Raw genomic sequence first — 25,499 nt, 5'->3', positions numbered from 1 at the left:
TCGTGTTTATGACAAATCAGCGAGCCGAATATGACGGCTTGGCTACACTTAGTCGCACGCGAAACTGTTTTTCATAAATCTGTCACAAATCTGACGCATAATGACGCCCGAAATCAAAATTAAGTTCGCTAACTTATTGGCAGGCTATCAAATGGCTAGACGCATATTAGTTGTGGAAGATGAAGCACCGATCCGTGAAATGGTTTGTTTTGTGCTTGAGCAAAATGGTTACCAGCCCATTGAAGCTGAAGATTTCGACTCGGCGGTTAATCGTCTTATTGAGCCTTACCCCGAATTAATTTTACTCGACTGGATGCTGCCGGGCGGTTCCGGTATTCAGTTTATTAAACACCTCAAACGCGAAGCGCTGACGCGCGATATTCCTGTCATGATGCTTACGGCGCGTGGCGAAGAAGAAGACCGCGTGCGCGGGCTTGAAGTCGGCGCCGATGACTATATTACTAAACCGTTTTCCCCTAAAGAGCTGGTCGCGCGTATTAAAGCCGTGATGCGCCGCATTTCTCCCATGGCTGTCGAAGAAGTGATTGATATGCAAGGGTTAAGTCTGGATCCTTCGTCACATCGCGTGATGGCCAACGAGCTGGCTCTCGACATGGGCCCGACCGAATTCAAACTGCTACACTTCTTCATGACCCACTCCGAGCGCGTTTACAGCCGTGAGCAGTTGCTCAATAACGTCTGGGGCACTAACGTATACGTCGAAGACCGCACGGTAGACGTTCATATCCGCCGTTTGCGTAAAGCGCTGGAATCTAGCGGACACGATAGAATGATTCAAACGGTTCGCGGAACGGGTTACAGATTCTCAACCCGTTATTAATAAGCTTTATATTTTGAATGCACAGGCGTTGACGGCCTTCGTTCACCCCACTGGCTGGCGTATTAAAGCGTCTGGGGCGTTGTCTAGTTGTCGCCGTCCTGCATAATGAAATAGAGTGGATTATTATTCTGATAAAGGCAGTTCACTCACTCACAGCGGAGATACTGTGTGTTAGAACGATTATCCTGGGGACGGCTGGCCGGCGAGCTGTTTATGTTTTGCCTGCCTGCACTGATCCTCGCCATTTTCATTGGTTATCTTCCTTGGCTATTGCTGGCGTCAGTGCTGGCAGCGCTAGGCTGGAACTATTATAACCAGCTCAAGCTTTCTCACTGGCTGTGGCTTGACCGCAGCATTACCCCACCCAGTGGCCTGTGGAGCTGGGAGCCGCTGTTTTACGGTCTAAATCAGATGCAAATGCGTAACCGTCGCAGAAGGCGCGAGTTGGCGTTGCTGATTAAACGTTTTCGCAGCGGAGCCGAGTCTCTCCCCGACGCTGTGGTGCTGACAACCGAAGAGGGCAATATTTTCTGGTGTAATGGACTGGCGCAGGAGCTGCTGGGCTTTCGCTGGCCGGAAGACAATGGCCAACATCTTTTTAACCTGCTGCGTTACCCCGAGCTGCGTAGCTGGATCCAGGGGAGAGAATTTTCACGTCCGTTGACGTTGCAGCTCAACAATACCCACTTCGTTGAGTTTCGCGTGATGCCGTACTCTGAAGGGCAACTGCTGATGGTGGCGCGCGATGTCACTCAAATGCGCCAGCTTGAGGGCGCGCGGCGAAATTTCTTTGCCAACGTCAGTCACGAGCTGCGCACGCCGCTCACCGTTTTGCAGGGCTATCTTGAAATGATGGAAGACGCCAAGCTCGAAGAACCTTTTCGCAGCAAGGCGCTGGACACTATGCAGGAACAGACGCGCAGGATGGACGGGCTGGTCAAACAGCTGCTGACCCTTTCTCGTATCGAAGCCGCGACCAATATTGATTTGCAGGAAAAGGTCGATGTTCCGACGATGTTGGGCATGCTGGAGCGCGAGGTGCAAACCCTCAGCGGCGGGCGTCATGAGATTGTGTTCAAGATCAACGAGCAGCTTAAGGTTTTTGGCAACGACGACCAGCTGCGCAGCGCTGTATCGAATCTGGTGTACAACTCGGTTAACCACACTCCGACCGGCACGCGCATTGAGGTCAGTTGGCAGCATACGGCGCAGGGCGCACAGTTTCAGGTCAGTGATAATGGGCCGGGCATTGCGCCTCAGCACCTTCCTCGTCTGACCGAGCGTTTTTATCGGGTCGATAAGGCGCGCTCAAGGCAGACCGGCGGCAGTGGTTTGGGGCTGGCTATAGTCAAGCATGCCCTCACTCACCACCACTCTCGATTGGATATCATGAGCGAAATTGGCGTCGGTACACGTTTTATGTTCACGCTGCCCAACCGGTTGATTGTGAACGCAACGCCCACTGAAAATGCTAAAAAAAGGCGATAACTCTTTGTTATTTAATTAACGCCGTTTCTTTAACTTGCAAGACAGACCTCTTTAAGCGGGCCTATTCTGGCCCGCTTCTTAATATCAAATTCCCGTGTGCAGACATGAACTTTTTTCACGTAAGGTGAAAAATAGTCATTTGGTGTTAGCGCGTTCTCATGGCAGCATAGTATCAAAGCCGTTTAGACATCTAGATGTCTAAAATAACCCCAAGGTATTATTAACAATGTTAACTAATTCCCACGGTCGCGCTACCCGATAATTAACAGCAGCGATGACGTGTTCATCGATGCGTTTGCCAGGAGTTAAGAATGTCTCAGTCTAATCCCGTTTATCGCGCCGAAGTTGTCGGGAGTTTCCTGCGCCCTGAAGCCCTGAAAACAGCACGTCAACAGTTTAAGTCTGGTGAAATTGATGCGCAGCAACTGCGTGCAGTAGAAGACACCGAGATCCGCCGCGTGGTTGAACAGCAACGTGAAGCCGGTTTGCAAGTGGTTACTGACGGTGAATTCCGCCGTGCGTGGTGGCATTTCGATTTCTTTGAAGGCCTGCAGGGCGTTGAAGGTTATGACGCAGAGCAGGGTATTCAATTCAACGGTGTGCAGACTAAGGCGCGCAGCATCAAGGTGGTAAATAAGCTGACGTTCGGCGACCACCCGATGATTGAACACTTCCGCTTCCTAAAAAGCATCAGCGGTGATGCGGTCGCGAAAATGACCATCCCAAGCCCGAGTGTGATGCATTTTCGCTATAACCGCGATGCGGTAAAAGATGTCTATCCAAATCTGGAAGACTATTTTGATGATTTGGCGCAGGTCTATCGCGATGCGATTAAAGCCTTCTATGACGTGGGCTGCCGTTATTTGCAACTTGATGACACCGTGTGGGCCTACCTGTGCTCTGAAGATCAGAAGAAGCAAATTCTGGCACGCGGTGATAACCCAGAAGACTTGGCGAAAACCTATGCTCGCGTGTTAAACAAAGCCATTGAAGGCAAGCCAGATGATCTGATCATTGGCCTGCACGTGTGTCGAGGCAACTTCCGTTCAACCTGGATTTCTGAAGGTGGCTATGAGCCGGTAGCGGAAATTCTATTTGGTACCGTCAACATCGACCGCTTCTTCCTGGAGTATGACAACGAACGCTCCGGCGGCTTCGAGCCTCTGCGTTTTATCAAGCCGGGGCAGCAGCAGGCTGTTCTGGGACTGATTACCACCAAAACGGGCAGTCTCGAATTGGCAAAAGACGTGGAATCGCGTGTCAAAGAAGCGACACAATATCTGGATATCAATCAGATTTGCCTCAGTCCGCAGTGTGGCTTTGCCTCAACCGAAGAGGGCAACAGCCTGTCCGAGCAACAGCAGTGGGACAAGTTGAAACTGGTGGTAGATCTCGCGGCGAAAATTTGGTAAATCCCGAGCTTTAGGCCGTAAAACGGGTTAAGCGGCCTAAAAAATACACCGAGTTATTGTGCGTGAATTGACCTTAAAATGGTTGTTTCGCGCACTTTTAATTTAATTAAAGCTTGAAATAGGCATTTGTTGTTCAAAAAACATACGCATCATGTGGCGGTATTTTGACTATATCCAGTTAATGTTACTACTCAGGATTTAAAATCCAGTCAAACGCTCTGCTTTTTTGATTCAGACTTGCCTTTGTGCACTGTAAAGGCGTACCTTAGCGCCGCTGTCGCTCGCACTACCCCTGCATAATATCGTCATTTTATACCTCGTCAGGCGTCATCCTCAGCGTTCGAGCCGAGTGCCAGCAGCGGACACTTTATTCATTTTGCACAGGCATCGCGACATCCATCATGAGTCATCGTTTAACAACCAAAGATATTCTGGCACTGGGCTTTATGACCTTTGCCTTATTCGTCGGTGCAGGGAATATCATATTCCCGCCGATGGTCGGCTTACAGGCCGGTCACCACGTTTGGTGGGCAGCTGCCGGATTTATGATTACCGCCGTAGGTCTACCGGTGATAACCGTGATTGCGCTTGCTCGCGTGGGGGGGGGAATCGATGCACTAAGTACGCCAATCGGCCGTAAAGCCGGTTTGCTGTTGGCTACGGTCTGCTATTTGGCTGTGGGGCCGTTGTTTGCAACGCCTCGCACCGCAACCGTCTCTTTCGAAGTCGGTATTGCGCCACTGACCGGCGACGGTGCCTTGCCTCTGCTGGTGTATAGCCTGATTTATTTCGTGCTGGTGATCGGCGTTTCACTCTACCCGGGGCGCCTGCTCGACACCGTGGGCCATATTCTGGCACCGCTGAAAATTGTTGCGCTAGGTATTCTGGGGATCGCCGCCGTATTGTGGCCCGCCGGACAGCCGTTAACGCCTACGCCAGCCTATGAGGCCGTTCCTTTCTCCAACGGCTTCGTGAATGGTTATCTGACCATGGACACGCTGGGCGCGCTGGTGTTTGGTATTGTTATCGTTAACGCCGCGCGTTCGCGTGGTGTAGAAGATGCCAAACTGTTAACACGCTATACCATTTATGCCGGTCTGATTGCCGGTCTGGGCCTGTTACTGGTGTATCTCAGCCTGTTCAAACTGGGCGTCAATACGGCGTCGCTGGTGCCTGAGGCGAAGAACGGCGCAGTTATTCTGCATACTTACGTTCAGCAGACCTTTGGCGGCGTGGGCAGCTTCTTCCTCGCAGCGCTGATTTTCATCGCCTGTATGGTGACGGCGGTTGGCCTGACCTGTGCCTGTGCCGAGTTCTTCTCACAGTATTTACCGCTGTCTTATAAGACGCTGGTGTTTATTCTGGGTCTGTTCTCCATGCTGGTCTCCAACCTCGGCCTGAGCCACTTGATTCAGATTTCGATTCCGGTGCTGACCGCGATTTATCCGCCGTGTATCGCACTAATTGTGCTGAGCTTTACCCTGCGCTGGTGGAACAGTACCTCGCGCATTATTGCACCGGTCATGTTGGTTAGCCTTATTTTCGGTATTATCGACGGCATTAAAACCTCCAATTTTGCCACTATGCTGCCGGTCTGGACGACCCATCTGCCGCTTGCCGATCAAGGTCTGGCCTGGTTACCCCCTTCGATACTTATGCTGGTTTTGGTTGGTGTTTATGACAAGGTGAGTGGTGCGCGCAGCGTTACAGCGCACCAGTAATGAAATCTTGGGTGGAACCTTGATTGACTAAGCTTGCGCCAATATGGGCCACGGAATAGTTTCCGTGGCTTTTTCGTTGGCAGAGGATAGCGGAAACTTTTCCATTATCTCGTTATTAGACTGTGCTTTATGATTTGGAATTTTTGAATGCAACAATCTCTCGATACAGAGTCGGCTGACAAACCCTCAACGTCGCTTAAGCGCGGACTGAGTACCCGACATATCCGCTTCATGGCGCTTGGCTCGGCCATCGGCACCGGTCTGTTCTACGGATCGGCGGACGCCATTAAAATGGCCGGGCCTAGCGTACTGCTGGCTTATCTGGTCGGTGGGATTATTGCTTTTATCATTATGCGTGCGCTGGGTGAGATGTCGGTTAATAATCCGCAGACTGGCTCTTTTTCACGCTATGCGCAGGACTATTTAGGGCCGCTTGCGGGCTATATCACGGGCTGGACCTACTGCTTTGAAATCCTGATTGTCGGCATTGCCGATGTGACCGCGTTCGGAATTTACATGGGCGTCTGGTTTCCTGACGTGCCGCATTGGATGTGGGTGCTGAGCGTGGTGCTTATCATCGGCGGTATTAATATGATGAGCGTGAGGGTCTTTGGTGAGCTGGAATTCTGGTTCTCGTTCTTTAAGGTCCTGACCATTATCATTATGATTTTGGCCGGTTTCGGCATTATTTTCTGGGGTATCGGCAATGGGGGACATCCTACCGGCATCAGTAACCTGTGGAGCCACGGTGGATTCTTCAGCCAGGGAATTATGGGTACAGTACTGTCGCTACAGTTGGTGATGTTTGCCTATGGCGGTATTGAGATTATTGGTATCACCGCCGGTGAAGCCGAAGATCCGAAAAAAACCATTCCCAAGGCCATTAACTCGGTGCCGTGGCGTATTTTGGTGTTCTACGTGGGCACGCTGTTTGTGATTATGTCTATCTTCCCATGGAATTTGGTAGGAACGCAGGGCAGTCCGTTCGTGTTGACTTTCCAGCACATGGGCATTGCCGCCGCCGCGACCATTCTCAACTTTGTGGTGATCACTGCGTCGCTGTCGGCCATTAACGCCGATATTTTTGGCGTAGGGCGTATGCTGCACGGCATGGCGGAGCAAGGGCAGGCGCCTAAGGTGTTTGCCAAAGTATCACGACGCGGTACGCCGTTTATGACCGTTATCGTGATGATGGCGGCGCTGCTGGTGGCGGTTTATTTAAACTACATCATGCCGGAAAACGTCTTCTTGGTGATCGCCTCGCTGGCGACTTTTGCCACCGTTTGGGTGTGGATTATGATCCTTTGTTCTCAGATTGGCTTTCGCTTAAAACTGAGCCGCCAGCAAGTTTCTGAACTCGAGTTCCCGCTGCGTGGCGGTATTTTCACCTCGGTTGTTGCCATTATCTTCCTGGTATTTATCATTGGATTAATTGGCTATTTCCCCGATACGCGCATGTCGCTGTATGCCGGTGCTGTGTGGGTGACTGCACTGCTGGGTAGCTATTGGATAAAGACACGTAGGAAAAACCTGACAGCGACTGAAGCTGAGTAAAAACAGAAAGGGGTAAGCAAGTGCTTACCCCCTTTTTTAAAGCTTCATGCTCAAGGTAGAGTGATGCAGCTTAATAGCCGATTGCCGCACCTGCCGGACGACGCACGTCGTTGGCACCGTACAGATAGCCTTCACGGACTTTCCCCGAGACCGCTGCGTCATTACCGGAGCTTTGTGGCGTTACGCCTACGGCACCTGGCAACCCGACCATAATCAGCTCAGCCGCGCCCCACGGAGTCTGTTCAACCATCTTGTAGCCCATCTTCTGCAGCAGATTCAGGCTGTCGGTGGAAACGCCGCGCTGCTCGTAATAGACCTCATCCGGTAACCACTGGTGGTGAATGCGCGGTGCGTTAACGGCTTCCTGTGGAGGCATGCCAAAGTCAATGACGTTCAGCGCAGTTTCCAACGTAATGGTAATGATGCGAGATCCGCCAGGTGATCCGAGAACCATAAAGGTTTTACCGTCTTTAGTGATTAAACTCGGGCTCATCGATGATAGTGGGCGCTTACCGGGGGCGATAGCATTTCTGCTGCCCTGCACCAGTCCATACATGTTTTTCTCACCGACTTTACTGGTGAAATCATCCATCTCATCATTGAGGAAGAAGCCGGTACCCGGGGCTATCTCAATCGAACCAAACAGCCCGTTAATGGTGTAAGTGGTTGAAACGGCGTTACCGTCTTTATCGACTATTGAGTAATGGGTGGTTTCAGGTTTCTCATGCGGTTCCATGCCCGGCTGCACCTGCGAAGAAGGCGTGGCTTTATCCGCTTCTATCTTCTTGCGAATGTCGGCAGCGTAGCTTTTGCTCAGCAGACGATCGGTTGGATTATTCACAAACGCCGGATCACCGAGGAAAGTGTTGCGGTCCATGTAGGCATGACGCATGGCTTCGGTCAGGTAATGGATAGAAGCCGCCGAGTTGAAGCCCATGCTTTTAAGGTCGTAACCTTCAAGAATGTTCAGGGTTTCACACATTGTGACCCCACCCGAGCTTGGCGGCGGGGCAGAAACAAATTTATAGCCGCGATAGCTACAGGTTACTGGTGCTGTTTCAGTCACTTTATAGTTGGCAAAATCTGCCGCGGTAATAATTCCACCGCCTTTTTTAGACGCAGCCTCAACGGCGGCCGGAATTTTGCCTTTATAGAATGCATCAGTACCGTGCTTTGAAATGGCTTCAAGTGTATTAGCGAGGTCTTTTTGCACCAATTTGTCGCCCGGCTGCAACGGCGTACCGTCTTTACGCAGGAAGATTTTTGCGACGTCAGGCTGGTCTTTAAATTTTGAGGTTTTGGTATCGAGGATGTCGGTATCGGCGCGGGTCAGCACAAAGCCCTGACGTGCCAATTTGATCGCCGGCGCCATAACCTGTGCGCGGGTCAGCTTGCCGTATTCGCGCTGGGCGTGATCCAGCCCCATCACCGTGCCTGGAACGCCGACGGCCAAATAGCCGTAGAGGCTAGCGCCTTTCTTCACGTTGCCGTCGGCATCAAGATACATATTGGCGCTGGCTGCCGCTGGAGCCATTTCACGGAAGTTGATGAAGGTGTCCTTGCCGTTGGCCAGATGCACCGTCATAAAGCCGCCACCGCCGATATTGCCGCAGCATGGGTTTACCACGGCTTCGGCGTAGCCTACTGCCACGGCGGCATCGATAGCGTTACCGCCCTTTTTAAGAATGTCGACACCCACCTGGGAGGCTAAATACTGTGACGTTACCACCATTCCGTTTTTAGCTTCTACTGCGGGGTTGGAGGCCGCCTGCAGTGAGCCACTCACGAGCAGTGCCGCGAGCGTCAGCGGTACAGTTAACGGTTTGGTCCATTGGTTTAAAAACATAATTGCTCCTGATTACACCCTGTCAGTGTGTTTTTTTATGTGTCTGTGAGCGTGAGGCCCGCCGGATTGAATGCAAAGTGCAGGCCAACTTATTGATACAAATAATTAATAGCTGCAATAACATTCATCAGCTTAGATGTTATTTAACATTTCTGACACAAAGGCAAGCAGGAGTATGAGGTGGGTCAGATATTTACGTAAAATGCCGTTTCAGCGGAAGAGTGAGGTGGGTAAAACACAAATAAAAACGGCCAGCGCAGGCTGACCGTTTCGGTAAAACGTAAAGGCTAATGCCAGTAATCGATGAGGATTACAGGTTGATAGCGTTTTCAGACAGGTAAGCAGCAACGCCAGTTGGTGATGCGTCCATCCCTTTTTTACCTTTTTCCCACTGAGCCGGACAAACTTCACCGTGCTCTTCGTGGAATTGCAGTGCGTCAACCATACGCAGCATTTCGTCGATGTTACGGCCCAGTGGCAGGTCGTTAACTACCTGGTGGCGCACGATACCTTTATCATCGATCAGGAAAGAACCACGCAATGCAACGCCAGCGTCTGGGTGTTCGATGCCGTAGGCTTTCTGGATTTCACGTTTGATGTCAGCAACCATCGCGTATTTCACTTTACCGATGCCGCCGTTCTCAACTGGCGTGTTACGCCATGCGTTGTGAACAAACTCTGAGTCAAAAGAAATACCAACAACTTCAACGCCTTTAGACTGGAATTCTTCATAACGCTTGTCGAAAGCAATCAGCTCAGATGGGCACACAAAGGTGAAGTCCATTGGCCAGAAGAATACAACAGTGGTTTTGCCTGCTGTGTGTTTTTTAAAGTTGAAGTTTTCAACAACTTCGCCGCTGCCAAGTACAGCTGCTGCGGTAAAATCTGGGGCCGGACGCGTTACCAGAACCATAAAAACTCCTTTCTAGTAGAAATAAATGATGAAGGGTGAAGAAATCAGGGGGCAGTATAAGGGCAACGGGTAGGGGAATAAACCCCATGAGACCAATCGATCAGATAGCATTCGACTATCAACTGTGATCTAGATCTGCTTATTGCGCGCTTGTTGCATCATTTGCGGATAAAATTGCCAGAACTGTCGCTCTAAAAGGGCATAATTGCGTTCAACGTCATAAAATGAGCCGGCGAGCGCGGCCAGTTTCGGGCGTCGATTGGCCATGCCCTGTAACACATCCTTAATAAAAGCTAACTCCGCATAGCGTTCCATCCATCGTTGTGGCCAGAGATAGGTATTGAGGTTGCGAAAACGCTCGGGCGTCGCGGACAGATGCGGCTCAATGGCCAGGCGGCACTGATTAATAAACAGCGGCAGAGGCGTTTCAGGACACAGCCTGTCCCAGTGCAGCGACAGGAAGTGATCCCACACCACGTCGAGCGTGATAGGTGATACACGGCGATAATCGGCGCTAAAAAATTCGCGTGCGACTTTAACCTCGGGCAGTGAATCGGTCATGACGTCTACGCGGCGATGCATGCGTATGCCGTGGGTGACATCCTCGGAATAAAGGCCGTCAGGATTGCCGCGAACGAAATCCGCCATCAGGTTACCCAGCAGCGAACTGTCGGCCAATTTGGCCAGATGTAGGTGTGCGAGAAAATTCATTCGCGCAGTATAACGTGTTTATCCTGATAATTGCGGGTAGGTTACCTGATTTATTCCGGTGAAAGCTTGCAGCTGTACCCCGCTAGCTCTAGACTAGGCCCGCTTAAATTTTGGATAATTTTTTACGTCACCGAGTGGAATAATAAAGCTATGCGCGTTGCCGATTTTACGTTCGAACTTCCTGAGTCCCTGATTGCCCGCTATCCGCAAAGCCAGCGCAGCGGATGTCGTTTGTTGTCTCTGGACGGGCCGACCGGCGAACTGACGCACGGTATTTTCACCGACGTGCTCGATAAACTTAATCCGGGCGACCTGCTGGTGTTCAATAATACCCGCGTTATTCCGGCTCGCGTGTTTGGCCGCAAGGCCAGCGGTGGAAAAATTGAAGTTTTGGTCGAGCGCGTGCTGGACTCAACGCGCGTTTTGGCCCACGTTCGCGCCTCCAAATCGCCGAAAGCGGGGGCAGAATTGCTGCTCGGTGATGCCGAAAACATCAAAGCCACCATGGTGGCTCGTCACGATACCTTGTTTGAGCTGGAATTTAATGAAGATCGCGATGTCTTCACTCTGTTGGACGAAATCGGCCATATGCCGCTTCCACCCTACATTGACCGCCCTGATGAAGACGCCGACCGCGAGCTGTACCAAACGGTCTACAGCGAGCGCCTGGGAGCAGTGGCTGCTCCAACCGCAGGTCTGCACTTTGACCAGCCGCTGATGGACGCATTAAAGGAAAAGGGCATAGAGTTTGCCTTTGTCACGCTGCACGTAGGTGCCGGGACTTTCCAGCCGGTGCGCGTTGACACCATTGAAGAACACATAATGCACGCCGAATACGCCGAAGTGCCGCAGGAAGTGGTTGATGCCGTGCTGGCCTGTAAAGCACGGGGTAACCGCGTGATAGCCGTGGGCACCACCTCCGTTCGCTCCCTCGAGAGTGCGGCCAAGGCTAGCGAAGACGCGCTCATTGCGCCGTTCTTTGGTGATACCAGCATCTTTATTTATCCGGGCTATGAGTATCAGGTGATTGACGTGCTTATCACCAATTTCCACCTGCCGGAGTCCACGCTTATTATGCTGGTCTCGGCGTTTGCCGGTTATAAAAATACCCTCAATGCCTATCATCAGGCAGTGGCAGAAGAGTACCGTTTCTTTAGTTATGGCGATGCCATGTTCATCAACCGTAACTTGCTGGCACCGCAGGAAGTGGTGGGCCAGTAATTATTATCGGCCCATATGCTGGGCTGTCAATTTGGGGTAACCCAAATATTACCTGGCGTTGGACTGTTTTTCCGGCGCGGAGAAGAATGTGAAAATGAAGTACGAATTATCTACCACAGACGGTCGCGCACGCCGCGGACGTCTGGTGTTTGAGCGTGGCGTAGTTGAAACGCCAGCCTTTATGCCGGTCGGAACTTACGGCACCGTAAAAGGCATGACGCCGGAAGAAGTCAAAGAAACCGGCGCACAAATCCTGCTTGGTAACACTTTCCACCTGTGGCTTCGCCCGGGACAGGAAATCATGAAACTGCACGGCGACCTGCATGATTTCATGAACTGGCATGGCCCGATCCTCACCGACTCAGGCGGCTTCCAGGTGTTTAGCCTAGGCGCGATGCGCAAAATTAAAGAAGAGGGCGTGCACTTCCGAAACCCGATCAACGGCGATCCGGTATTCCTCAGCCCTGAAAAGTCGATGGAGATCCAGAACGACCTCGGTTCCGACATTGTCATGATCTTCGACGAGTGTACGCCGTACCCTGCCGATTGGGACTATGCTAAACGCTCGATGGAGATGTCGCTTCGCTGGGCAAAACGCAGCCGCGATCGTCACGATGAATTGAAAAATAACAATGCCTTATTCGGAATTATTCAGGGCAGCGTTTACGAAGATTTACGAGATGTATCGATAAAAGGGCTGGTAGATATCGGCTTTGATGGTTACGCTGTGGGCGGTTTGGCTGTTGGTGAGCCGAAAGAGGACATGCATCGTATTCTTGAGCACGTCTGTCCACAGATCCCCGAGGACAAACCTCGTTATCTGATGGGCGTAGGTAAACCGCAGGACCTGGTTGAAGGCGTGCGTCGCGGTGTTGATATGTTTGACTGCGTTATGCCAACGCGCAATGCCCGTAATGGACACCTTTTTGTGACCGACGGCGTAGTGAAAATCCGTAATGCCAAGCATAAAGATGACACTTCGACCCTTGATGAACACTGTGATTGCTATACGTGTCGCAATTATAGCCGCGCCTACTTGCATCATCTCGACCGTTGCAACGAAATACTGGGTGCCCGCCTGAATACCATCCACAACCTGCGTTATTATCAGCGTTTGATGGCCGGTTTACGCCAGGCTATCGAAGAGGGTAAATTAGAGCTGTTTGTGGCAGATTTCTACGCGCGTCAGGGCAAAGAAGTTCCGCCTTTAAACTTCTGATTTCGAACTTAAATCGCCTTTATCCTTAAAGTAAGGCGATTTGAGTGTTAGATTGCCAAGATTTTTTTTAGTGTTCTATTAACAACAACAATGAGGGAATTTAAATGAGTCTTTTCATTTCTGATGCCGTCGCAGCTACCGGCGCAACGTCACAGGGAAGTCCTTACTCTCTGGTTATCATGCTGGTGGTATTTGGTCTGATTTTCTATTTCATGATCCTGCGCCCGCAGCAAAAACGTTCTAAAGAGCACAAAAAACTGATGGACTCCATCGGTAAAGGTGATGAAGTCATGACTACCGGCGGTCTGATCGGTCGCGTAAGCAAAGTAGCTGAAACTGGTTACGTTGTTATCGCGCTGAACGACACCACGGAAGTGATGATCAAACGTGACTTCGTGGCTGCCGTTCTGCCGAAAGGTACGATGAAGGCGCTTTAATTTTTGATTTTCCCGAAGGGAACTGCCGTGTTAAACCGTTATCCTTTGTGGAAGTATCTGATGCTGATCGCCGTGATCATCATCGGTATGCTTTACGCGCTTCCCAACCTTTATGGTGAGGATCCGGCTGTTCAAATTACTGGTGCTCGGGGTTCCGACGCCAGTGTTGCAACGCTGGACCAAGTCAGAGATGTACTGAACAAAGACAAACTCGTTAGCAAGTCTATTGCGCTGGAAAACGGCTCAATTCTTGCGCGTTTTAACGACACAGACGTACAGCTGCGCGCGCGAGATGCGCTGACTGCGGCGCTGGGCGACAAATTTGTTATTGCGCTTAACCTGGCACCGGCCACGCCGACCTGGTTAACAATGCTGGGCGCCGAGCCGATGAAGCTGGGCCTCGACCTGCGCGGTGGTGTGCACTTCCTGATGGAAGTCGACATGGATACCGCACTTGGCAAGCTGCAAGAGCAGACCATGGACAACATGCGTAGCGACCTGCGTGACCAGAGCATTCCTTATGCAACGGTTCGCAAGGCTGACAACTATGGCGTTGTGCTGACCTTCCGTGATTCCGCTACTCGCGATAAAGCCTCAAGCTATCTTGCCCCGCGCCATCGTGATTTGGTCTTTACCAATAGCGGTGACAACGATATTCGTATCGTGATGACCGACGATCGTCTGAGCGAAGCCAAAGAGTACGCGGTACAGCAGAACATTAATATTCTGCGCAATCGTGTTAACCAACTGGGCGTAGCCGAGCCGCTGGTGCAGCGTCAAGGTTCTGACCGCATCGTGGTTGAACTGCCGGGTATTCAGGATACTGCGCGCGCCAAAGAAATTTTGGGTGCAACCGCTACGCTAGAGTTCCGTCTGGTTAATACCAACGTTGATGCTACTGCGGCAGCCAGCGGACGTGTTCCTGGTGACAGCGAAGTTAAAAACATGCAGGACGGACAGCCGGTTGTGCTGTACAAGCGTGTTATTTTGACCGGTGACCACATTACCGATTCCACCTCAAGTCAGGACGAATATAACCAACCACAGGTTAATATTTCTCTCGACAGCGCGGGCGGCAATATCATGTCTAACTTCACCAAGGACAACATCGGCAAACCGATGGCGACCTTGTTTGTGGAGTATAAAGACAGCGGTAAAAAAGATGCTAACGGCCGTGCAATTCTGGCGAAGCAGGAAGAAGTTATCAACGTCGCGACCATTCAGTCTCGTCTGGGTAACAGCTTCCGCATCACGGGTGTAAACGATCCTAATCAGGCTCGCCAGCTCTCGCTGCTGCTGCGCGCCGGTGCGCTGATTGCGCCGATTCAGATTGTTGAAGAACGGACTATCGGTCCAACCATGGGTGCGCAAAACATTACCCAAGGTCTGGAAGCCTGTCTGTTTGGGCTTCTGGCTTCGATTCTGTTTATGGTGGTGTTCTACCGTAAGTTTGGTGTGATTGCGACCTCGGCTCTGGTTGTCAACCTGGTACTGATTGTCGGGATTATGTCCCTGCTTCCAGGTGCCACGCTGACCATGCCGGGTATTGCGGGTATCGTACTGACGCTGGCGGTGGCGGTTGACGCCAACGTACTGATTAACGAACGTATCAAGGAAGAGCTGCGTAATGGACGTTCCATTCAGCAGGCCATCCATGAGGGCTACAGCGGTGCGTTCTCCAGTATCGTCGATGCAAACATCACGACGTTGATCACGGCAATTATTCTGTACGCAGTGGGTACGGGCTCGATTAAAGGCTTCGCAATCACCACCGCTATCGGTGTTGCGACCTCTATGTTTACGTCGATCGTCGGTACTCGTGCCATCGTCAACCTGCTTTACGGCGGCAAACGCGTTAAAAAGCTGTCTATCTGAGGAGTGCGTTGTGGCACAGCAAGATTATACTGTTGAACAACTCAACTATGGCCGTAAAGTCATCGACTTTATGCGCTGGGACAACGTGGCCTTCCTGATTTCAGGCCTGTTGTTAATCGCGTCAATCGCGATTATGGGTGTTCGCGGGTTTAACTGGGGTCTGGATTTTACCGGCGGTACGGTAATTGAAATCACCCTGTCTCAGCCTGCAAATCTCGATAATATGCGCGATTCGCTTGAGAAAGCCGGGTTTAAAGATCCGATCGTACAGAACTTTGGCAGCAGCCGTGACGTGGTCGTTCGTTTACCACCGGCCTCTGACAGCGCCGGTCAGGAACTGGGTAACAAAGTTATCAGCCTGATCAACGCCGATGTCGACAAGACCGCGACCGTTAAACGTATCGAGTTTGTCGGACCCAGCGTGGGCAGTGACTTGGCGCAAGCCGGGGGAATGGCGCTGTTGATTGCGCTTATCTGTATCCTTATCTACGTTGGTTTTCGTTTTGAATGGCGTTTGGCACTCGGTGCGGTTCTTGCACTGGCGCATGACGTTATCATTACGATGGGCGTTCTATCGCTGTTCAAGATAGAGGTCGACCTGACGATTGTCGCGTCACTGATGTCGGTTATCGGCTACTCGCTGAATGACAGTATCGTGGTATCGGACCGTATTCGTGAAAACTTCCGCAAAATTCGTCGCGGTAACTCTTACGAAATCATGAACGTGTCCCTGACCCAAACGCTAAGCCGCACCATTATGACCTCAGCGACCACGCTGATGGTTGTTCTGATGCTCTACATCTTCGGCGGTCCTCTGCTTGCAGGGTTCTCACTGACGATGTTGATTGGTGTCACTATCGGTACTGTTTCATCTATCTATGTTGCTTCTGCCTTGGCTCTGAAGCTGGGCATGAAGCGCGAACATATGCTTCAGCAAAAAGTCGAGAAAGAAGGGGCCGACCAGCCCTCACTTCTGCCTTAAGCGTAGTATGGGTGCCTCGTGAGGCGTCTGGATGAACTGATAGCATTGATATTGAAGTAATAAAAAAGCCTCGCTGTTTAATCACCGCGAGGCTTTTTTTATGCATTACGGCCAGACTTACGGCTGCGTTGGAGCTGCGGGTGTTAAGGTCAGCTGATGCAGATGCACAAACCCCAGCGTCTCGGGCGTTACGTTGCCAAAGCGCACTTCGGTAGTTTGCTCGCTCGAAGGCAGTAACCTTGGCGTGACGTTAATGACCTGCGATTGCATATCTACCGTTAAAGGTTTGCCGGTGACCTGGTCGAGCTGCCCCCAATCAACCACGGCGCTGAACGCTGGAAGGGGTTTACCCGAGACCGATTTAATCTTCAGCACTGCGCTGGTACCGGTGCTGTCAGAAGCCACGGACTCTATTGCCAAACTTAACTGGGCGAATTCGGTATTGAGCAGGGCCGGGCTTTTGGCCTGAGGCAGCAGATAAACGCCGTTAGTTGACTGGCGGTTGAGCATGGTTTGATGCTCAAGCGCCCCGGCGAGATCGGTCAACCGGTCAAGTTTTTGGTTTAGCTGATTCACTTCTTTGGTTAGTGCAGGCAACTGAGGGTCCTGCTGTGCGCATCCCGCCAGGCTGAGCAGGGCGGTCACCGCGAAAACGGCACGATAAGAGGGAGTCATTGACCTTAAGTCCTTTTCTGCGATTTCTGTCTTTTGGTGTAGGGTTTAGTGCCAAAGTTTATCACGATAGTGCGCCAACGTTGCGACAGCCTTTGTTGTCGCGCCACTTCGCGCTAAACTATTGTCCAGATATTATCCGAGCAGGAAGTTCTATGCATTGTCCATTTTGTGCAGCTGTTGACACGAAAGTCATCGATTCACGCCTGGTAGGCGATGGATCCCAGGTTCGCCGCCGCCGTCAGTGTCTGGTGTGCAGTGAGCGTTTCACCACCTTTGAAGTCGCGGAGCTGGTTATGCCACGCGTGATTAAAAGTAACGAGGTCCGTGAACCGTTCAATGAAGATAAACTGCGCAGCGGTTTTTTGAAAGCGCTCGAAAAGCGCCCTGTGAGCTCAGACGATGTGGAAATGGCGATCAGTCACATTAAATCTCAGCTTCGTGCCACCGGTGAACGAGAAGTTCCCGCCAAAATGATTGGTAACTTGGTGATGGATGCGTTGAAAGGGCTGGATAAAGTCGCCTATATTCGCTTCGCCTCCGTTTACCGCAGTTTTGAAGATATTCGTGAATTCGGTGAAGAAATTGCCCGACTTCAAGATTAAAACATCCACTCGCCACGGCAGATAACCCTACAGGGAAGGCTATGTTCAGCGACGAATACTACATGGCGCGAGCGTTTGAACTCGCGCGTAAAGGCCGGTTCACCACTACGCCAAATCCCAACGTAGGCTGCGTTATCGTTAACAAAGGCGAAATTGTCGGAGAAGGTTTTCATGTAAAAGCCGGTGGCCCTCACGCAGAGGTTCACGCGTTGCGCATGGCCGGTGAACGTGCACGCGGCGCCACCGCCTATGTGACCCTCGAACCCTGTAGTCATCATGGCCGCACGCCGCCCTGTGCTGATGCGCTGCTGGCCGCGGGCATTTCACGTGTGGTTGCCGCGATGCAGGACCCCAACCCAGAAGTCGCAGGCCGCGGGCTTTATCGCCTTAAGCAGGCGGGCGTTGAGGTCAGTAACGGACTGATGCTCAGTGAAGCCGAGGCCGTTAATCTGGGCTTTCTTAAGCGCATGCGCACCGGTTTTCCCTATGTTCAGCTTAAAATGGCCGCCTCGTTAGACGGCAGAACCGCTATGGCCTCGGGTGAAAGTCAGTGGATAACGTCTGCTGCGGCTCGCCAGGACGTTCAGCGATTTCGTGCCGAAAGTTCCGCCATTCTTAGCTCAAGTGCGACCGTGCTGGCCGATGACCCGTCATTGACCGTGCGCTGGAGTGAACTGGGTGACGAGACGCAGAGCCAGTATCCGGCGCTTTCTTCAAACGCCAGTGCATCTGCCGAGGACGTTCGCCAGCCCTTACGGGTGATCGTTGACAGCAAAAATCGTGTCACCCCACAGCACAAGCTGGTACAGCAGCCGGGTGAAACGCTTTTGGCCCGTCTACAGGCCGACGATAAGGTCTGGCCCGACGCTGTGCAGCAGTTGACTGTGCCGGCGACCTCGGACAATCGCGTCGATTTGGTCATTCTGATGATGCAGTTGGCGAAACGTCAGGTGAACTCCGTCTGGGTAGAAGCTGGATCTGAGCTTGCTGGCGCGCTGCTTCAGGCCGGGCTGGTGGACGAGCTGATCGTTTATATGGCACCTAAGTTGCTGGGTCAAAACGGCCGCGCGCTGTGCGTATTACCGGGACTTGAAAGCCTCGTCGATGCCCCAAATTTTGAATTTAGCGACATCAGGCAAGTGGGTCCTGACCTGCGTTTACGCCTTAAACCGGTCTACTGACCGCCTTGATGGCGGTTTATTTTTTATCTGTCTGCCCAGGTTTACAAAACCGTGTGTCCAGGCAGGGGAATAATATGATAGAATCCGCCCCCCTGCGGCTAAGCATGGGCTGGGTCGATGCTATTTAGCATTAAGCTTTTAATAAAAGCCGGTATTGGGCTTTTAATAAAAAACATAACGATTTAACCCATCCTAAGGAAATTCTATGAACGTTATTGAAGGTGTTGTAGCAACTCCTAACGCGAAAGTAGCCATCGCGATTGCCCGTTTTAATAATTTCATCAACGACAGCCTGCTTTCTGGCGCGGTTGATGCGTTAAAACGTATTGGACAGGTTGCAGACGACAACATCACCGTCGTATGGGTTCCAGGTGCTTATGAGCTGCCACTCGCCGCACGTGCGTTGGCTAACAGCAAAAAGTATGACGCTGTTATTGCTCTAGGTACCGTTATCCGTGGGGGCACAGCCCATTTTGAATTCGTCGCTGGCGAATGTAGCTCTGGACTGTCCAGTGTTGCAATGAACAGTGAAATCCCAGTTGCCTTTGGTGTGCTAACAACAGAAAGCATTGAACAAGCCATCGAACGCGCGGGAACTAAAGCCGGTAATAAAGGTGCAGAAGCTGCCCTGACCGCGCTTGAAATGATAAATGTTATCAAGGCCATTAAGGCCTGAATCTAGTTAAGGGGAATTCCGTGAAACCTGCTGCTCGTCGCCGCGCCCGTGAATGTGCCGTACAGGCGCTTTATTCTTGGCAGTTGTCTAAAAACGACATCGCCGATGTTGAATTACAGTTCCTGACCGAGCAGGATGTCACAGATGTCGACATTACCTATTTCCGTGAGCTGCTGTCAGGTGTTGCCACCTCAGCCGATAAGCTCGACGCGCTGATGGCTCCGTATTTGTCTCGCCAGCTCGAAGAATTGGGTCAGGTTGAACGTGCGATTTTGCGTCTGGCTCTGTATGAGCTGAGCAAACGCCAGGACGTCCCTTATAAAGTGGCAATCAACGAAGCTATCGAACTGGCTAAAACCTTCGGTGCTGAAGATAGTCACAAGTTTGTTAACGGTGTGCTGGACAAAGCAGGCCCGCACATTCGTAAGAAGTAACGTTCCTCATCAAAGAACGCGTTTCATTAAGGCCGGATATCCGGCCTTAATGCATTGTGAAACGCAGGATCGTCATAATCTGGGATCACACTATGGCATGCGGTGAATTTGATTTAATTGCGCGCTATTTCAACCGTTACAGAACGGCACGTCAGGACGTACAGTTAGGCATTGGCGACGACTGCGCCTTGCTGACTGTGACTGACAAGCAGCAAATAGCAGTAAGTACCGACACTCTCGTCGAAGGTATTCATTTCCTTAGCACTATTTCTCCTGCCGATCTTGGCTACAAGGCGCTGGCGGTAAACCTCAGCGACCTGGCGGCGATGGGAGCTGACCCTGCCTGGGTTTCACTGGCTTTGACACTGCCCAAGGTTGACGCCGACTGGCTTGAGGCCTTCAGCGACAGCTTGTTTGAACAGCTCGATTATTACGGTATGCAGCTGATAGGCGGTGATACGACGCGCGGCCCGTTGAGCATGACCTTGACTATTCAGGGCCTGATCCCGGCTGGACGCGCACTGCTGCGCAGCGGAGCGCGGGTCGGCGACTGGATTTACGTCACCGGCACGCTCGGCGACAGCGCGGCGGGGCTGACCATTTTGCAGGACCGCTTGCAGATAAACGATGAGCAGGCCAGCAAGGCGTTAATTAAGCGCCATCTTCGCCCGCAGCCACGCGTACTGCAGGGGCAAGCGCTGCGCCAGCTGGCGTCATCGGCGATTGATATCTCCGACGGCCTGGTTTCCGACCTGCGGCACATCCTCAAGGCCAGTGAGTGCGGCGCGCGTCTCGACCTTGACCTTCTGCCTTACTCGAGTGAGATGCTGCAACACGTCGATCCTGAGCAGGCCTTGAAGTGGGCGCTCACTGGAGGGGAAGACTATGAGCTGTGCTTCACCGCGCCTGAAATTAACCGCGGTGCGCTGGAAGTGGCACTCGGTCATCTGGGCGTGCGTTTTACCTGCGTAGGGCAGATTGCGCCGCTTTCCGAAGGTATCAAATATCAGCGCTCGGGTGAGACTGTTGAACTCGAGTGGCAGGGATACGACCATTTCGCACAGGAGATTGCACAGTGACCGTCGAAAACAACGCCAGCGGCAACGCAGGAAACAGAAAGCGCCCGATGCGCCACAAGGGCAGAACCGGTAACGATGCCGCTGATATGGCAGCGGCTAAAAAACGCCTGAATCTGCGCAACCCTTGGCATTTATTGGCAACCGGCTTTGGCAGTGGTCTGTTCCCCATTGGACCCGGCACCGCCGGTTCCATCGCGGCAATTCCGTTCTGGATTGTGATGACTTACTTACCTTGGCAGGTCTATTCGCTGGTGGTGATGTTCTCAATCTGTATCGGCGTTTACCTGTGTCGTCAAACCGCCAAAGATATGCGCGTTCATGACCACGGCAGCATCGTGTGGGACGAATTTGTTGGCATGTGGATAACGCTGATGGCGCTGCCAACCAATGACTGGCAGTGGGTATTAATAGGATTCGTGGTGTTCCGTATTCTTGATATCTGGAAGCCGTGGCCTATTCGCTGGTTTGACCGCAACGTTCAGGGCGGCATGGGCATCATGATTGACGACGTGGTCGCCGGGGTGTTTGGCGCGGCGATTATCTATCTGATTGGCCATCACTGGCCTGCGGGTTTGTTCTAAAGGCTTCCAGCTTAGGATAGCCGAAGAATAAACGGGCGTTTGGAGGTCTACTCCATCGCCCGTTTTGCATTTCTTGATTAGTATTATTTAAAACCGGTTGCCTGATGCGGCTGATAGGCCATTTCCAGCTCGGCGATCTCTTCAATGCTCAGCGCGATATCCAGCGCTGCAATGGCATCTTCAAGATGGCCTGCCCGCGAGGCGCCGATGATCGGTGCCGTTACGGCCGGTTTGTTCAAAATCCACGCCAGCGCAATTTGTGCACGCGGCACGCCGTGGTCGGCGGCAATCTTTTCTACGCGTTCGGCAATTTTTGCATCGGCTTCTTCCGTGTCACCGTACAGCGTCGGGATCACCTCATCGGAAACGGAGCGCGCGGTGGTTTCTCCCCACGGACGCGTCAAACGCCCGCGCGCCAGTGGACTCCACGGCAGCACCGCAATGTTTCTCTCCACGCACAGCGGATGCATCTCTTTCTCTTCTTCGCGCTGGATAAGATTGTACTGGTCCTGCATCGAGACAAAGGGTGCCCAGCCTTGCTGCTGCTGAATATCTAGCGCCTGTTTGAACTGGGCGGCATGCATCGATGATGCGCCAATAAAGCGCGCTTTACCGGCCTTAACCACGTCATTGAGTGCTTCAAGGGTTTCTTCGATTGGCGTGTCGTAGTCCCAGCGGTGGATCTGCAACAGGTCAACGTAGTCGGTGCCTAAACGACGCAGGCTGTCGTCAATCGATTGCAGAATCGAGGCGCGAGATAGGCCGCCTTTTAGATCAGGCAACGGGAAGAAGACTTTGGTTGCCAGCACGTATTTATCACGCGCTAAGTATTCGCGCAGAACTTTCCCGACGATCTCTTCACTGCTGCCGTCAGAGTAGCTGTTGGCGGTATCAAAGAAGTTAATTCCGGCGTCTATCGCCTGTTTGATCAACGGACGGCTGCTCTCTTCCGGCAGCGTCCAGGCGTGTTTTCCTCGGGAAGGTTCACCGTAGGTCATACAGCCGAGGCACAGGCGTGACACGTTCAGGCCGGTTGTTCCAAAGTGGGTATATTGCATGATGTCCTCTAAAACAAACTTTTTATACAGGCTTTAACTGTAGCGTAGTCTGAAGAGGGAAAGGGGGGGAAGAGGTGTTGGAAAGGATAAATCCCCCTTTTTGCTAAATAAAAGGGAGATTTTCAAGGCTAATCAGGCAAGCCAGTCGTTTATCTGACGTTCGATGCCTGCGGCGTCGAGGCCAATATCACTGCGGATCTCTTCCTGCGTACCCTGCGGCACAAACAGGTCCGGTAGGCCGATGTTCAGCACGGGAACGAGAACGCGTTTAGACATCAACAGCTCATTCACTCCGCTGCCTGCACCGCCCATGATGGCGTTTTCTTCAACCGTCACCAGTGAGTCATGGCTCGCGGCCAGTAAAAGGATCAGTTCATTGTCTAAAGGCTTGACGAAGCGCATATCGACCAGCGTGGCGTTAAGTTTTTCAGCCGCTGCTTTGGCTTCAGGCAGCAGTGTGCCGAAGTTCAAAATGGCGATTTTCTCACCTTCACGACGCACGACGGCTTTACCGATGGGCAAGGAGGCCAGGGGTTCACAGGCCGCACCTGTGCCGGTGCCACGTGGATAACGTACGGCGACTGGGCCTTGCTGGTGGTGATAACCGGTATGCAGCATCTGGCGGCATTCATTTTCATCGCTTGGCGTCATGATGATCATGTTCGGAATACAGCGCAGGAACGAAAGGTCAAACGCGCCCTGATGCGTCTGCCCATCGGCACCGACAATGCCGCCGCGGTCAATGGCAAACAGCACCGGCAGGTTCTGAATCGCCACGTCGTGGATAACCTGGTCATAGGCGCGCTGGAGGAAGGTCGAATAAATCGCCACCACCGGCTTGTAACCGCCGATTGCCAAGCCTGCGGCGAAGGTCACTGCATGCTGTTCGGCAATTGCGACGTCGAAATACTGCTGCGGGAAGGACTTGGAGAATTTAACCATGCCCGAACCTTCACGCATTGCTGGCGTAACGGCCATCAGTTTGCTGTCGCCGGCGGCGGTTTCGCACAGCCAGTCACCAAAGATCTTCGAGTAGCTCGGCAAACCTTCTTTGCTTTTCGGCAAGGTTCCACTGGCGGGATCGAACTTCGGCACGGCGTGCCAGCTGATCGGATCCTTTTCTGCCGGCGCATAGCCTTTGCCTTTGCGCGTCATGACGTGCAGCAGTTGCGGGCCTTTTAAATCGCGCATATTTTTCAGCGTTTGGGTCAGCGCAACCACATCATGCCCGTCAACCGGGCCAATGTAGTTGAAACCAAGCTCTTCAAACAGCGTGCCGGGCACTACCATGCCTTTCAGGTGCTCTTCGGTACGGCGAATCAGCTCTTTGATAGGCGGAACGCCGGAAAGCACTTTTTTGCTGCCTTCGCGCAGTCGGGAATAAAGTTTGCCGGACAGCAACTGTGCCAGGTGATTATTCAACGCGCCGACATTTTCAGAAATCGACATTTCGTTGTCGTTAAGCACCACCAGCATATCGGACTTGATATCACCGGCGTGGTTCATTGCCTCAAACGCCATGCCGGCAGTGATGGCACCGTCGCCAATGACGCAAATAGTGCGACGCCCTTTGCCTTCACGTTCGGCTGCAACTGCCATGCCCAGACCAGCGCTTATTGAGGTTGAAGAGTGACCCACCGACAGCACGTCGTACTCACTCTCACTGCGCCAAGGGAAAGGATGCAGCCCGTTTTTCTGACGAATAGTTGAGATCCTGTCGCGGCGGCCGGTCAGTATTTTGTGCGGATAAGCCTGATGCCCGACGTCCCACACCAGATGGTCGAATGGCGTGTTGTAGGCATAATGCATGGCGACAGTTAGCTCAACGGTGCCGAGACCGGAGGCGAAATGTCCGCTGGACTGACTTACGCTGTCCAACAGATACTGGCGCAGCTCGTCGCAGAGCTTTGGTAAGCTTTCTTTAGGAAGCGAGCGGAGTTCTTCAGGATTCTCCGCCAAGGCCAGCGTTGGGTATTTGGCTATATCAAGACTCATTGGTTACTCATATAAGAGGCTCATCCAAGTAATTTGGAAATTCGCAGCGGCAGCTATCGCAGTAAAATCAGCTGTCGCGCTCAATAACAAAGCGGGCTAACGCCAGCAATGGGGCCGTGTTGTAAGAATGTGTGGCCAGCTCATCCAGGGCGGCAACGGCTTCCTGATAAAGGTCTTTGGCTTTGGCCTGCGCGCCTTCCAGACCCAATAGGGCCGGATAGGTGCTTTTACCAAGCTGTTGGTCCGCGCCCTGGCGTTTACCCAGCGTGTGGGTATCACCAATGACATCCAGAATATCATCCTGAACCTGGAAGGCGAGGCCAATTGCCTCGGCATAGCGGTCAAGCAGGGGCAACGCAGCGCGTCCGCGTTCTCCTGCCGCCAGCGCACCGATGCGTGCCGCAGCGCGGATAAGCGCGCCCGTTTTATGGCGATGGATAAGCTCCAGCGCGGTTAAATCAACTTGTTGGCCCTCTGCGGCGAGGTCTAACGCCTGACCGGCGCACATACCGGCAACGCCGCTGGCGCGCGCCAACTCGGAAATCATCGACAGGCGATCTTCGACTGCGACGTCGGGCATCGCGACGTCGGCAAGAATAGAAAACGCCAGCGTTTGCAGAGCATCACCGGCCAGAATTGCGTTGGCTTCGCCAAACTTGACGTGGCAGGTAGGTTGGCCACGGCGCAGATCGTCGTCATCCATTGCAGGAAGATCGTCATGAATCAGCGAATAGGCATGAATGCACTCTATTGCTGCCGCCGGAGCATCCAGATTGCTGAGGTTTAGCCCGAAAAGTTGCCCGCTGGCATACACTAAATAAGGACGCATGCGTTTGCCGCCCAGCAGTGAACCGTGGCGCATCGCCGCCACCAGCGGCGTATCGGAAAAAGGCAGCTCGGCGACGCGGGCGGCAAGTACGCCATCAACACGCTGTTGCATCTCGCGAAGTTGCTGACTGAAACATGGGGCTGCGATTTTTTGTTCTGTTTCGGACATC

The 25,499-nt window shown here is 52.5% G+C and carries 23 protein-coding genes; 16 read left to right on the top strand and 7 right to left on the bottom strand.

Translation table 11 applies throughout. The features are described 5' to 3' along the window. Positions 1–151: 151 nt before the first annotated feature. The 5 genes from phoB (at position 152) to proY (ending at position 7,016) form a co-directional block, all read left to right on the top strand. On the top strand, positions 152–841 hold the full coding sequence (phoB, locus tag BS639_RS05010; protein WP_055778162.1) for a phosphate response regulator transcription factor PhoB: 690 nt from the start codon (positions 152–154) through the stop codon (positions 839–841). Positions 842–1,009: 168 nt separating this feature from the next. Continuing rightward, entirely contained in the window at positions 1,010–2,329 is a 1,320-nt protein-coding gene (phoR, locus tag BS639_RS05005) for a phosphate regulon sensor histidine kinase PhoR (RefSeq protein WP_084982395.1), read from the top strand. 311 nt (positions 2,330–2,640) lie between these two features. Next, on the top strand, positions 2,641–3,741 hold the full coding sequence (locus BS639_RS05000; RefSeq protein WP_084982394.1) for a cobalamin-independent methionine synthase II family protein: 1,101 nt from the start codon (positions 2,641–2,643) through the stop codon (positions 3,739–3,741). A gap of 401 nt (positions 3,742–4,142) precedes the next feature. Beyond that, entirely contained in the window at positions 4,143–5,462 is a 1,320-nt protein-coding gene (gene brnQ / locus BS639_RS04995; RefSeq protein WP_055776684.1) for a branched-chain amino acid transport system II carrier protein, read from the top strand. Between the two features lie 147 nt (positions 5,463–5,609). Then, positions 5,610–7,016, top strand: a complete 1,407-nt coding sequence (proY, locus tag BS639_RS04990; RefSeq protein ID WP_084982393.1) for a proline-specific permease ProY — start codon at positions 5,610–5,612, stop codon at positions 7,014–7,016. Positions 7,017–7,086: 70 nt separating this feature from the next. On the opposite strand, the gene ggt is transcribed toward proY, so the two are convergent. From ggt to BS639_RS04975, 3 genes are all read right to left on the bottom strand, one after another. Next, positions 7,087–8,862 carry a gamma-glutamyltransferase gene (ggt, locus tag BS639_RS04985; RefSeq protein WP_084982392.1) on the bottom strand — a complete coding sequence of 592 codons (1,776 nt, stop codon included), beginning with the start codon at positions 8,860–8,862 and terminating at the stop codon, positions 7,087–7,089. A 310-nt stretch (positions 8,863–9,172) separates the two neighbouring features. Further along, positions 9,173–9,775, bottom strand: coding sequence for a peroxiredoxin C (locus BS639_RS04980; RefSeq protein ID WP_055776693.1), 603 nt, complete (start codon positions 9,773–9,775; stop codon positions 9,173–9,175). Between the two features lie 129 nt (positions 9,776–9,904). Beyond that, positions 9,905–10,486, bottom strand: a complete 582-nt coding sequence (locus tag BS639_RS04975; protein WP_055776697.1) for an ACP phosphodiesterase — start codon at positions 10,484–10,486, stop codon at positions 9,905–9,907. A 150-nt stretch (positions 10,487–10,636) separates the two neighbouring features. Between BS639_RS04975 and queA the strand changes: the two genes are divergently transcribed. The 5 genes from queA to secF all read left to right on the top strand — a co-directional run bounded on the left by queA (position 10,637) and on the right by secF (position 16,220). Continuing rightward, positions 10,637–11,707, top strand: a complete 1,071-nt coding sequence (queA, locus tag BS639_RS04970) for a tRNA preQ1(34) S-adenosylmethionine ribosyltransferase-isomerase QueA (protein WP_084982391.1) — start codon at positions 10,637–10,639, stop codon at positions 11,705–11,707. 94 nt (positions 11,708–11,801) lie between these two features. Further along, positions 11,802–12,926 carry a tRNA guanosine(34) transglycosylase Tgt gene (gene tgt / locus BS639_RS04965; protein ID WP_055776703.1) on the top strand — a complete coding sequence of 375 codons (1,125 nt, stop codon included), beginning with the start codon at positions 11,802–11,804 and terminating at the stop codon, positions 12,924–12,926. A 104-nt stretch (positions 12,927–13,030) separates the two neighbouring features. Continuing rightward, positions 13,031–13,363 carry a preprotein translocase subunit YajC gene (yajC, locus tag BS639_RS04960; RefSeq protein WP_055776706.1) on the top strand — a complete coding sequence of 111 codons (333 nt, stop codon included), beginning with the start codon at positions 13,031–13,033 and terminating at the stop codon, positions 13,361–13,363. Between the two features lie 27 nt (positions 13,364–13,390). Continuing rightward, entirely contained in the window at positions 13,391–15,238 is a 1,848-nt protein-coding gene (gene secD / locus BS639_RS04955) for a protein translocase subunit SecD (RefSeq protein ID WP_072156445.1), read from the top strand. A 70-nt stretch (positions 15,239–15,308) separates the two neighbouring features. Further along, on the top strand, positions 15,309–16,220 hold the full coding sequence (gene secF, locus BS639_RS04950; protein ID WP_055778166.1) for a protein translocase subunit SecF: 912 nt from the start codon (positions 15,309–15,311) through the stop codon (positions 16,218–16,220). Positions 16,221–16,337: 117 nt separating this feature from the next. On the opposite strand, the gene BS639_RS04945 is transcribed toward secF, so the two are convergent. Next, positions 16,338–16,895: a DUF3251 domain-containing protein gene (locus BS639_RS04945; protein ID WP_084982390.1), complete on the bottom strand. Its 558-nt coding sequence runs from the start codon at positions 16,893–16,895 to the stop codon at positions 16,338–16,340. A gap of 152 nt (positions 16,896–17,047) precedes the next feature. On the opposite strand from BS639_RS04945, the gene nrdR reads away from it, so the two are divergent. The 6 genes from nrdR to pgpA all read left to right on the top strand — a co-directional run bounded on the left by nrdR (position 17,048) and on the right by pgpA (position 21,448). Continuing rightward, positions 17,048–17,497, top strand: a complete 450-nt coding sequence (nrdR, locus tag BS639_RS04940) for a transcriptional regulator NrdR (RefSeq protein ID WP_009638660.1) — start codon at positions 17,048–17,050, stop codon at positions 17,495–17,497. A 41-nt stretch (positions 17,498–17,538) separates the two neighbouring features. Continuing rightward, entirely contained in the window at positions 17,539–18,678 is a 1,140-nt protein-coding gene (ribD, locus tag BS639_RS04935; protein ID WP_084982389.1) for a bifunctional diaminohydroxyphosphoribosylaminopyrimidine deaminase/5-amino-6-(5-phosphoribosylamino)uracil reductase RibD, read from the top strand. 205 nt (positions 18,679–18,883) lie between these two features. Further along, complete coding sequence (gene ribH / locus BS639_RS04930) at positions 18,884–19,354, top strand: 6,7-dimethyl-8-ribityllumazine synthase (protein WP_055776716.1); 471 nt, start codon at positions 18,884–18,886, stop codon at positions 19,352–19,354. A 20-nt stretch (positions 19,355–19,374) separates the two neighbouring features. Then, positions 19,375–19,788, top strand: a complete 414-nt coding sequence (gene nusB / locus BS639_RS04925; protein WP_055776719.1) for a transcription antitermination factor NusB — start codon at positions 19,375–19,377, stop codon at positions 19,786–19,788. Positions 19,789–19,880: 92 nt separating this feature from the next. Beyond that, entirely contained in the window at positions 19,881–20,867 is a 987-nt protein-coding gene (thiL, locus tag BS639_RS04920; protein WP_084982388.1) for a thiamine-phosphate kinase, read from the top strand. 86 nt (positions 20,868–20,953) lie between these two features. Then, positions 20,954–21,448, top strand: coding sequence for a phosphatidylglycerophosphatase A (gene pgpA, locus BS639_RS04915; protein WP_055778168.1), 495 nt, complete (start codon positions 20,954–20,956; stop codon positions 21,446–21,448). An 83-nt stretch (positions 21,449–21,531) separates the two neighbouring features. Here pgpA and BS639_RS04910 read toward each other — a convergent pair whose 3' ends face one another. The 3 genes from BS639_RS04910 to ispA all read right to left on the bottom strand — a co-directional run bounded on the left by BS639_RS04910 (position 21,532) and on the right by ispA (position 25,498). Continuing rightward, positions 21,532–22,506 carry an aldo/keto reductase gene (locus tag BS639_RS04910; protein ID WP_055776725.1) on the bottom strand — a complete coding sequence of 325 codons (975 nt, stop codon included), beginning with the start codon at positions 22,504–22,506 and terminating at the stop codon, positions 21,532–21,534. A gap of 132 nt (positions 22,507–22,638) precedes the next feature. Beyond that, positions 22,639–24,501, bottom strand: coding sequence for a 1-deoxy-D-xylulose-5-phosphate synthase (gene dxs / locus BS639_RS04905; RefSeq protein ID WP_084982387.1), 1,863 nt, complete (start codon positions 24,499–24,501; stop codon positions 22,639–22,641). Positions 24,502–24,568: 67 nt separating this feature from the next. Beyond that, the gene (gene ispA, locus BS639_RS04900; RefSeq protein ID WP_084982386.1) at positions 24,569–25,498 is read right to left on the bottom strand and encodes a (2E,6E)-farnesyl diphosphate synthase; all 930 of its coding nucleotides are present in this window, start codon (positions 25,496–25,498) and stop codon (positions 24,569–24,571) included. Position 25,499: the final 1 nt, after the last annotated feature.

The sequence above is a fragment of the Rouxiella silvae genome (genome assembly GCF_002093625.1).
Taxonomy (GTDB): domain Bacteria; phylum Pseudomonadota; class Gammaproteobacteria; order Enterobacterales; family Enterobacteriaceae; genus Rouxiella; species Rouxiella silvae.
Note: the sequence above shows the minus strand (reverse complement) of the source record. Positions and strands in the feature narration are given on the sequence as shown.

Coding starts and splice junctions, on each gene's coding strand:
- ggt (WP_084982392.1), bottom strand. CDS start 8,862: ATGTTTTTAAACCAATGGACCAAACCGTTAACTGTACCGCTGACGCTC.
- tgt (WP_055776703.1), top strand. CDS start 11,802: ATGAAGTACGAATTATCTACCACAGACGGTCGCGCACGCCGCGGACGT.
- phoB (WP_055778162.1), top strand. CDS start 152: ATGGCTAGACGCATATTAGTTGTGGAAGATGAAGCACCGATCCGTGAA.
- yajC (WP_055776706.1), top strand. CDS start 13,031: ATGAGTCTTTTCATTTCTGATGCCGTCGCAGCTACCGGCGCAACGTCA.
- ribD (WP_084982389.1), top strand. CDS start 17,539: ATGTTCAGCGACGAATACTACATGGCGCGAGCGTTTGAACTCGCGCGT.
- ispA (WP_084982386.1), bottom strand. CDS start 25,498: ATGTCCGAAACAGAACAAAAAATCGCAGCCCCATGTTTCAGTCAGCAA.
- ribH (WP_055776716.1), top strand. CDS start 18,884: ATGAACGTTATTGAAGGTGTTGTAGCAACTCCTAACGCGAAAGTAGCC.
- nrdR (WP_009638660.1), top strand. CDS start 17,048: ATGCATTGTCCATTTTGTGCAGCTGTTGACACGAAAGTCATCGATTCA.
- brnQ (WP_055776684.1), top strand. CDS start 4,143: ATGAGTCATCGTTTAACAACCAAAGATATTCTGGCACTGGGCTTTATG.
- proY (WP_084982393.1), top strand. CDS start 5,610: ATGCAACAATCTCTCGATACAGAGTCGGCTGACAAACCCTCAACGTCG.
- thiL (WP_084982388.1), top strand. CDS start 19,881: ATGGCATGCGGTGAATTTGATTTAATTGCGCGCTATTTCAACCGTTAC.
- BS639_RS04945 (WP_084982390.1), bottom strand. CDS start 16,895: ATGACTCCCTCTTATCGTGCCGTTTTCGCGGTGACCGCCCTGCTCAGC.
- secF (WP_055778166.1), top strand. CDS start 15,309: ATGCGCTGGGACAACGTGGCCTTCCTGATTTCAGGCCTGTTGTTAATC.
- BS639_RS05000 (WP_084982394.1), top strand. CDS start 2,641: ATGTCTCAGTCTAATCCCGTTTATCGCGCCGAAGTTGTCGGGAGTTTC.
- dxs (WP_084982387.1), bottom strand. CDS start 24,501: ATGAGTCTTGATATAGCCAAATACCCAACGCTGGCCTTGGCGGAGAAT.
- BS639_RS04980 (WP_055776693.1), bottom strand. CDS start 9,775: ATGGTTCTGGTAACGCGTCCGGCCCCAGATTTTACCGCAGCAGCTGTA.
- pgpA (WP_055778168.1), top strand. CDS start 20,954: ATGGCAGCGGCTAAAAAACGCCTGAATCTGCGCAACCCTTGGCATTTA.
- BS639_RS04910 (WP_055776725.1), bottom strand. CDS start 22,506: ATGCAATATACCCACTTTGGAACAACCGGCCTGAACGTGTCACGCCTG.
- queA (WP_084982391.1), top strand. CDS start 10,637: ATGCGCGTTGCCGATTTTACGTTCGAACTTCCTGAGTCCCTGATTGCC.
- BS639_RS04975 (WP_055776697.1), bottom strand. CDS start 10,486: ATGAATTTTCTCGCACACCTACATCTGGCCAAATTGGCCGACAGTTCG.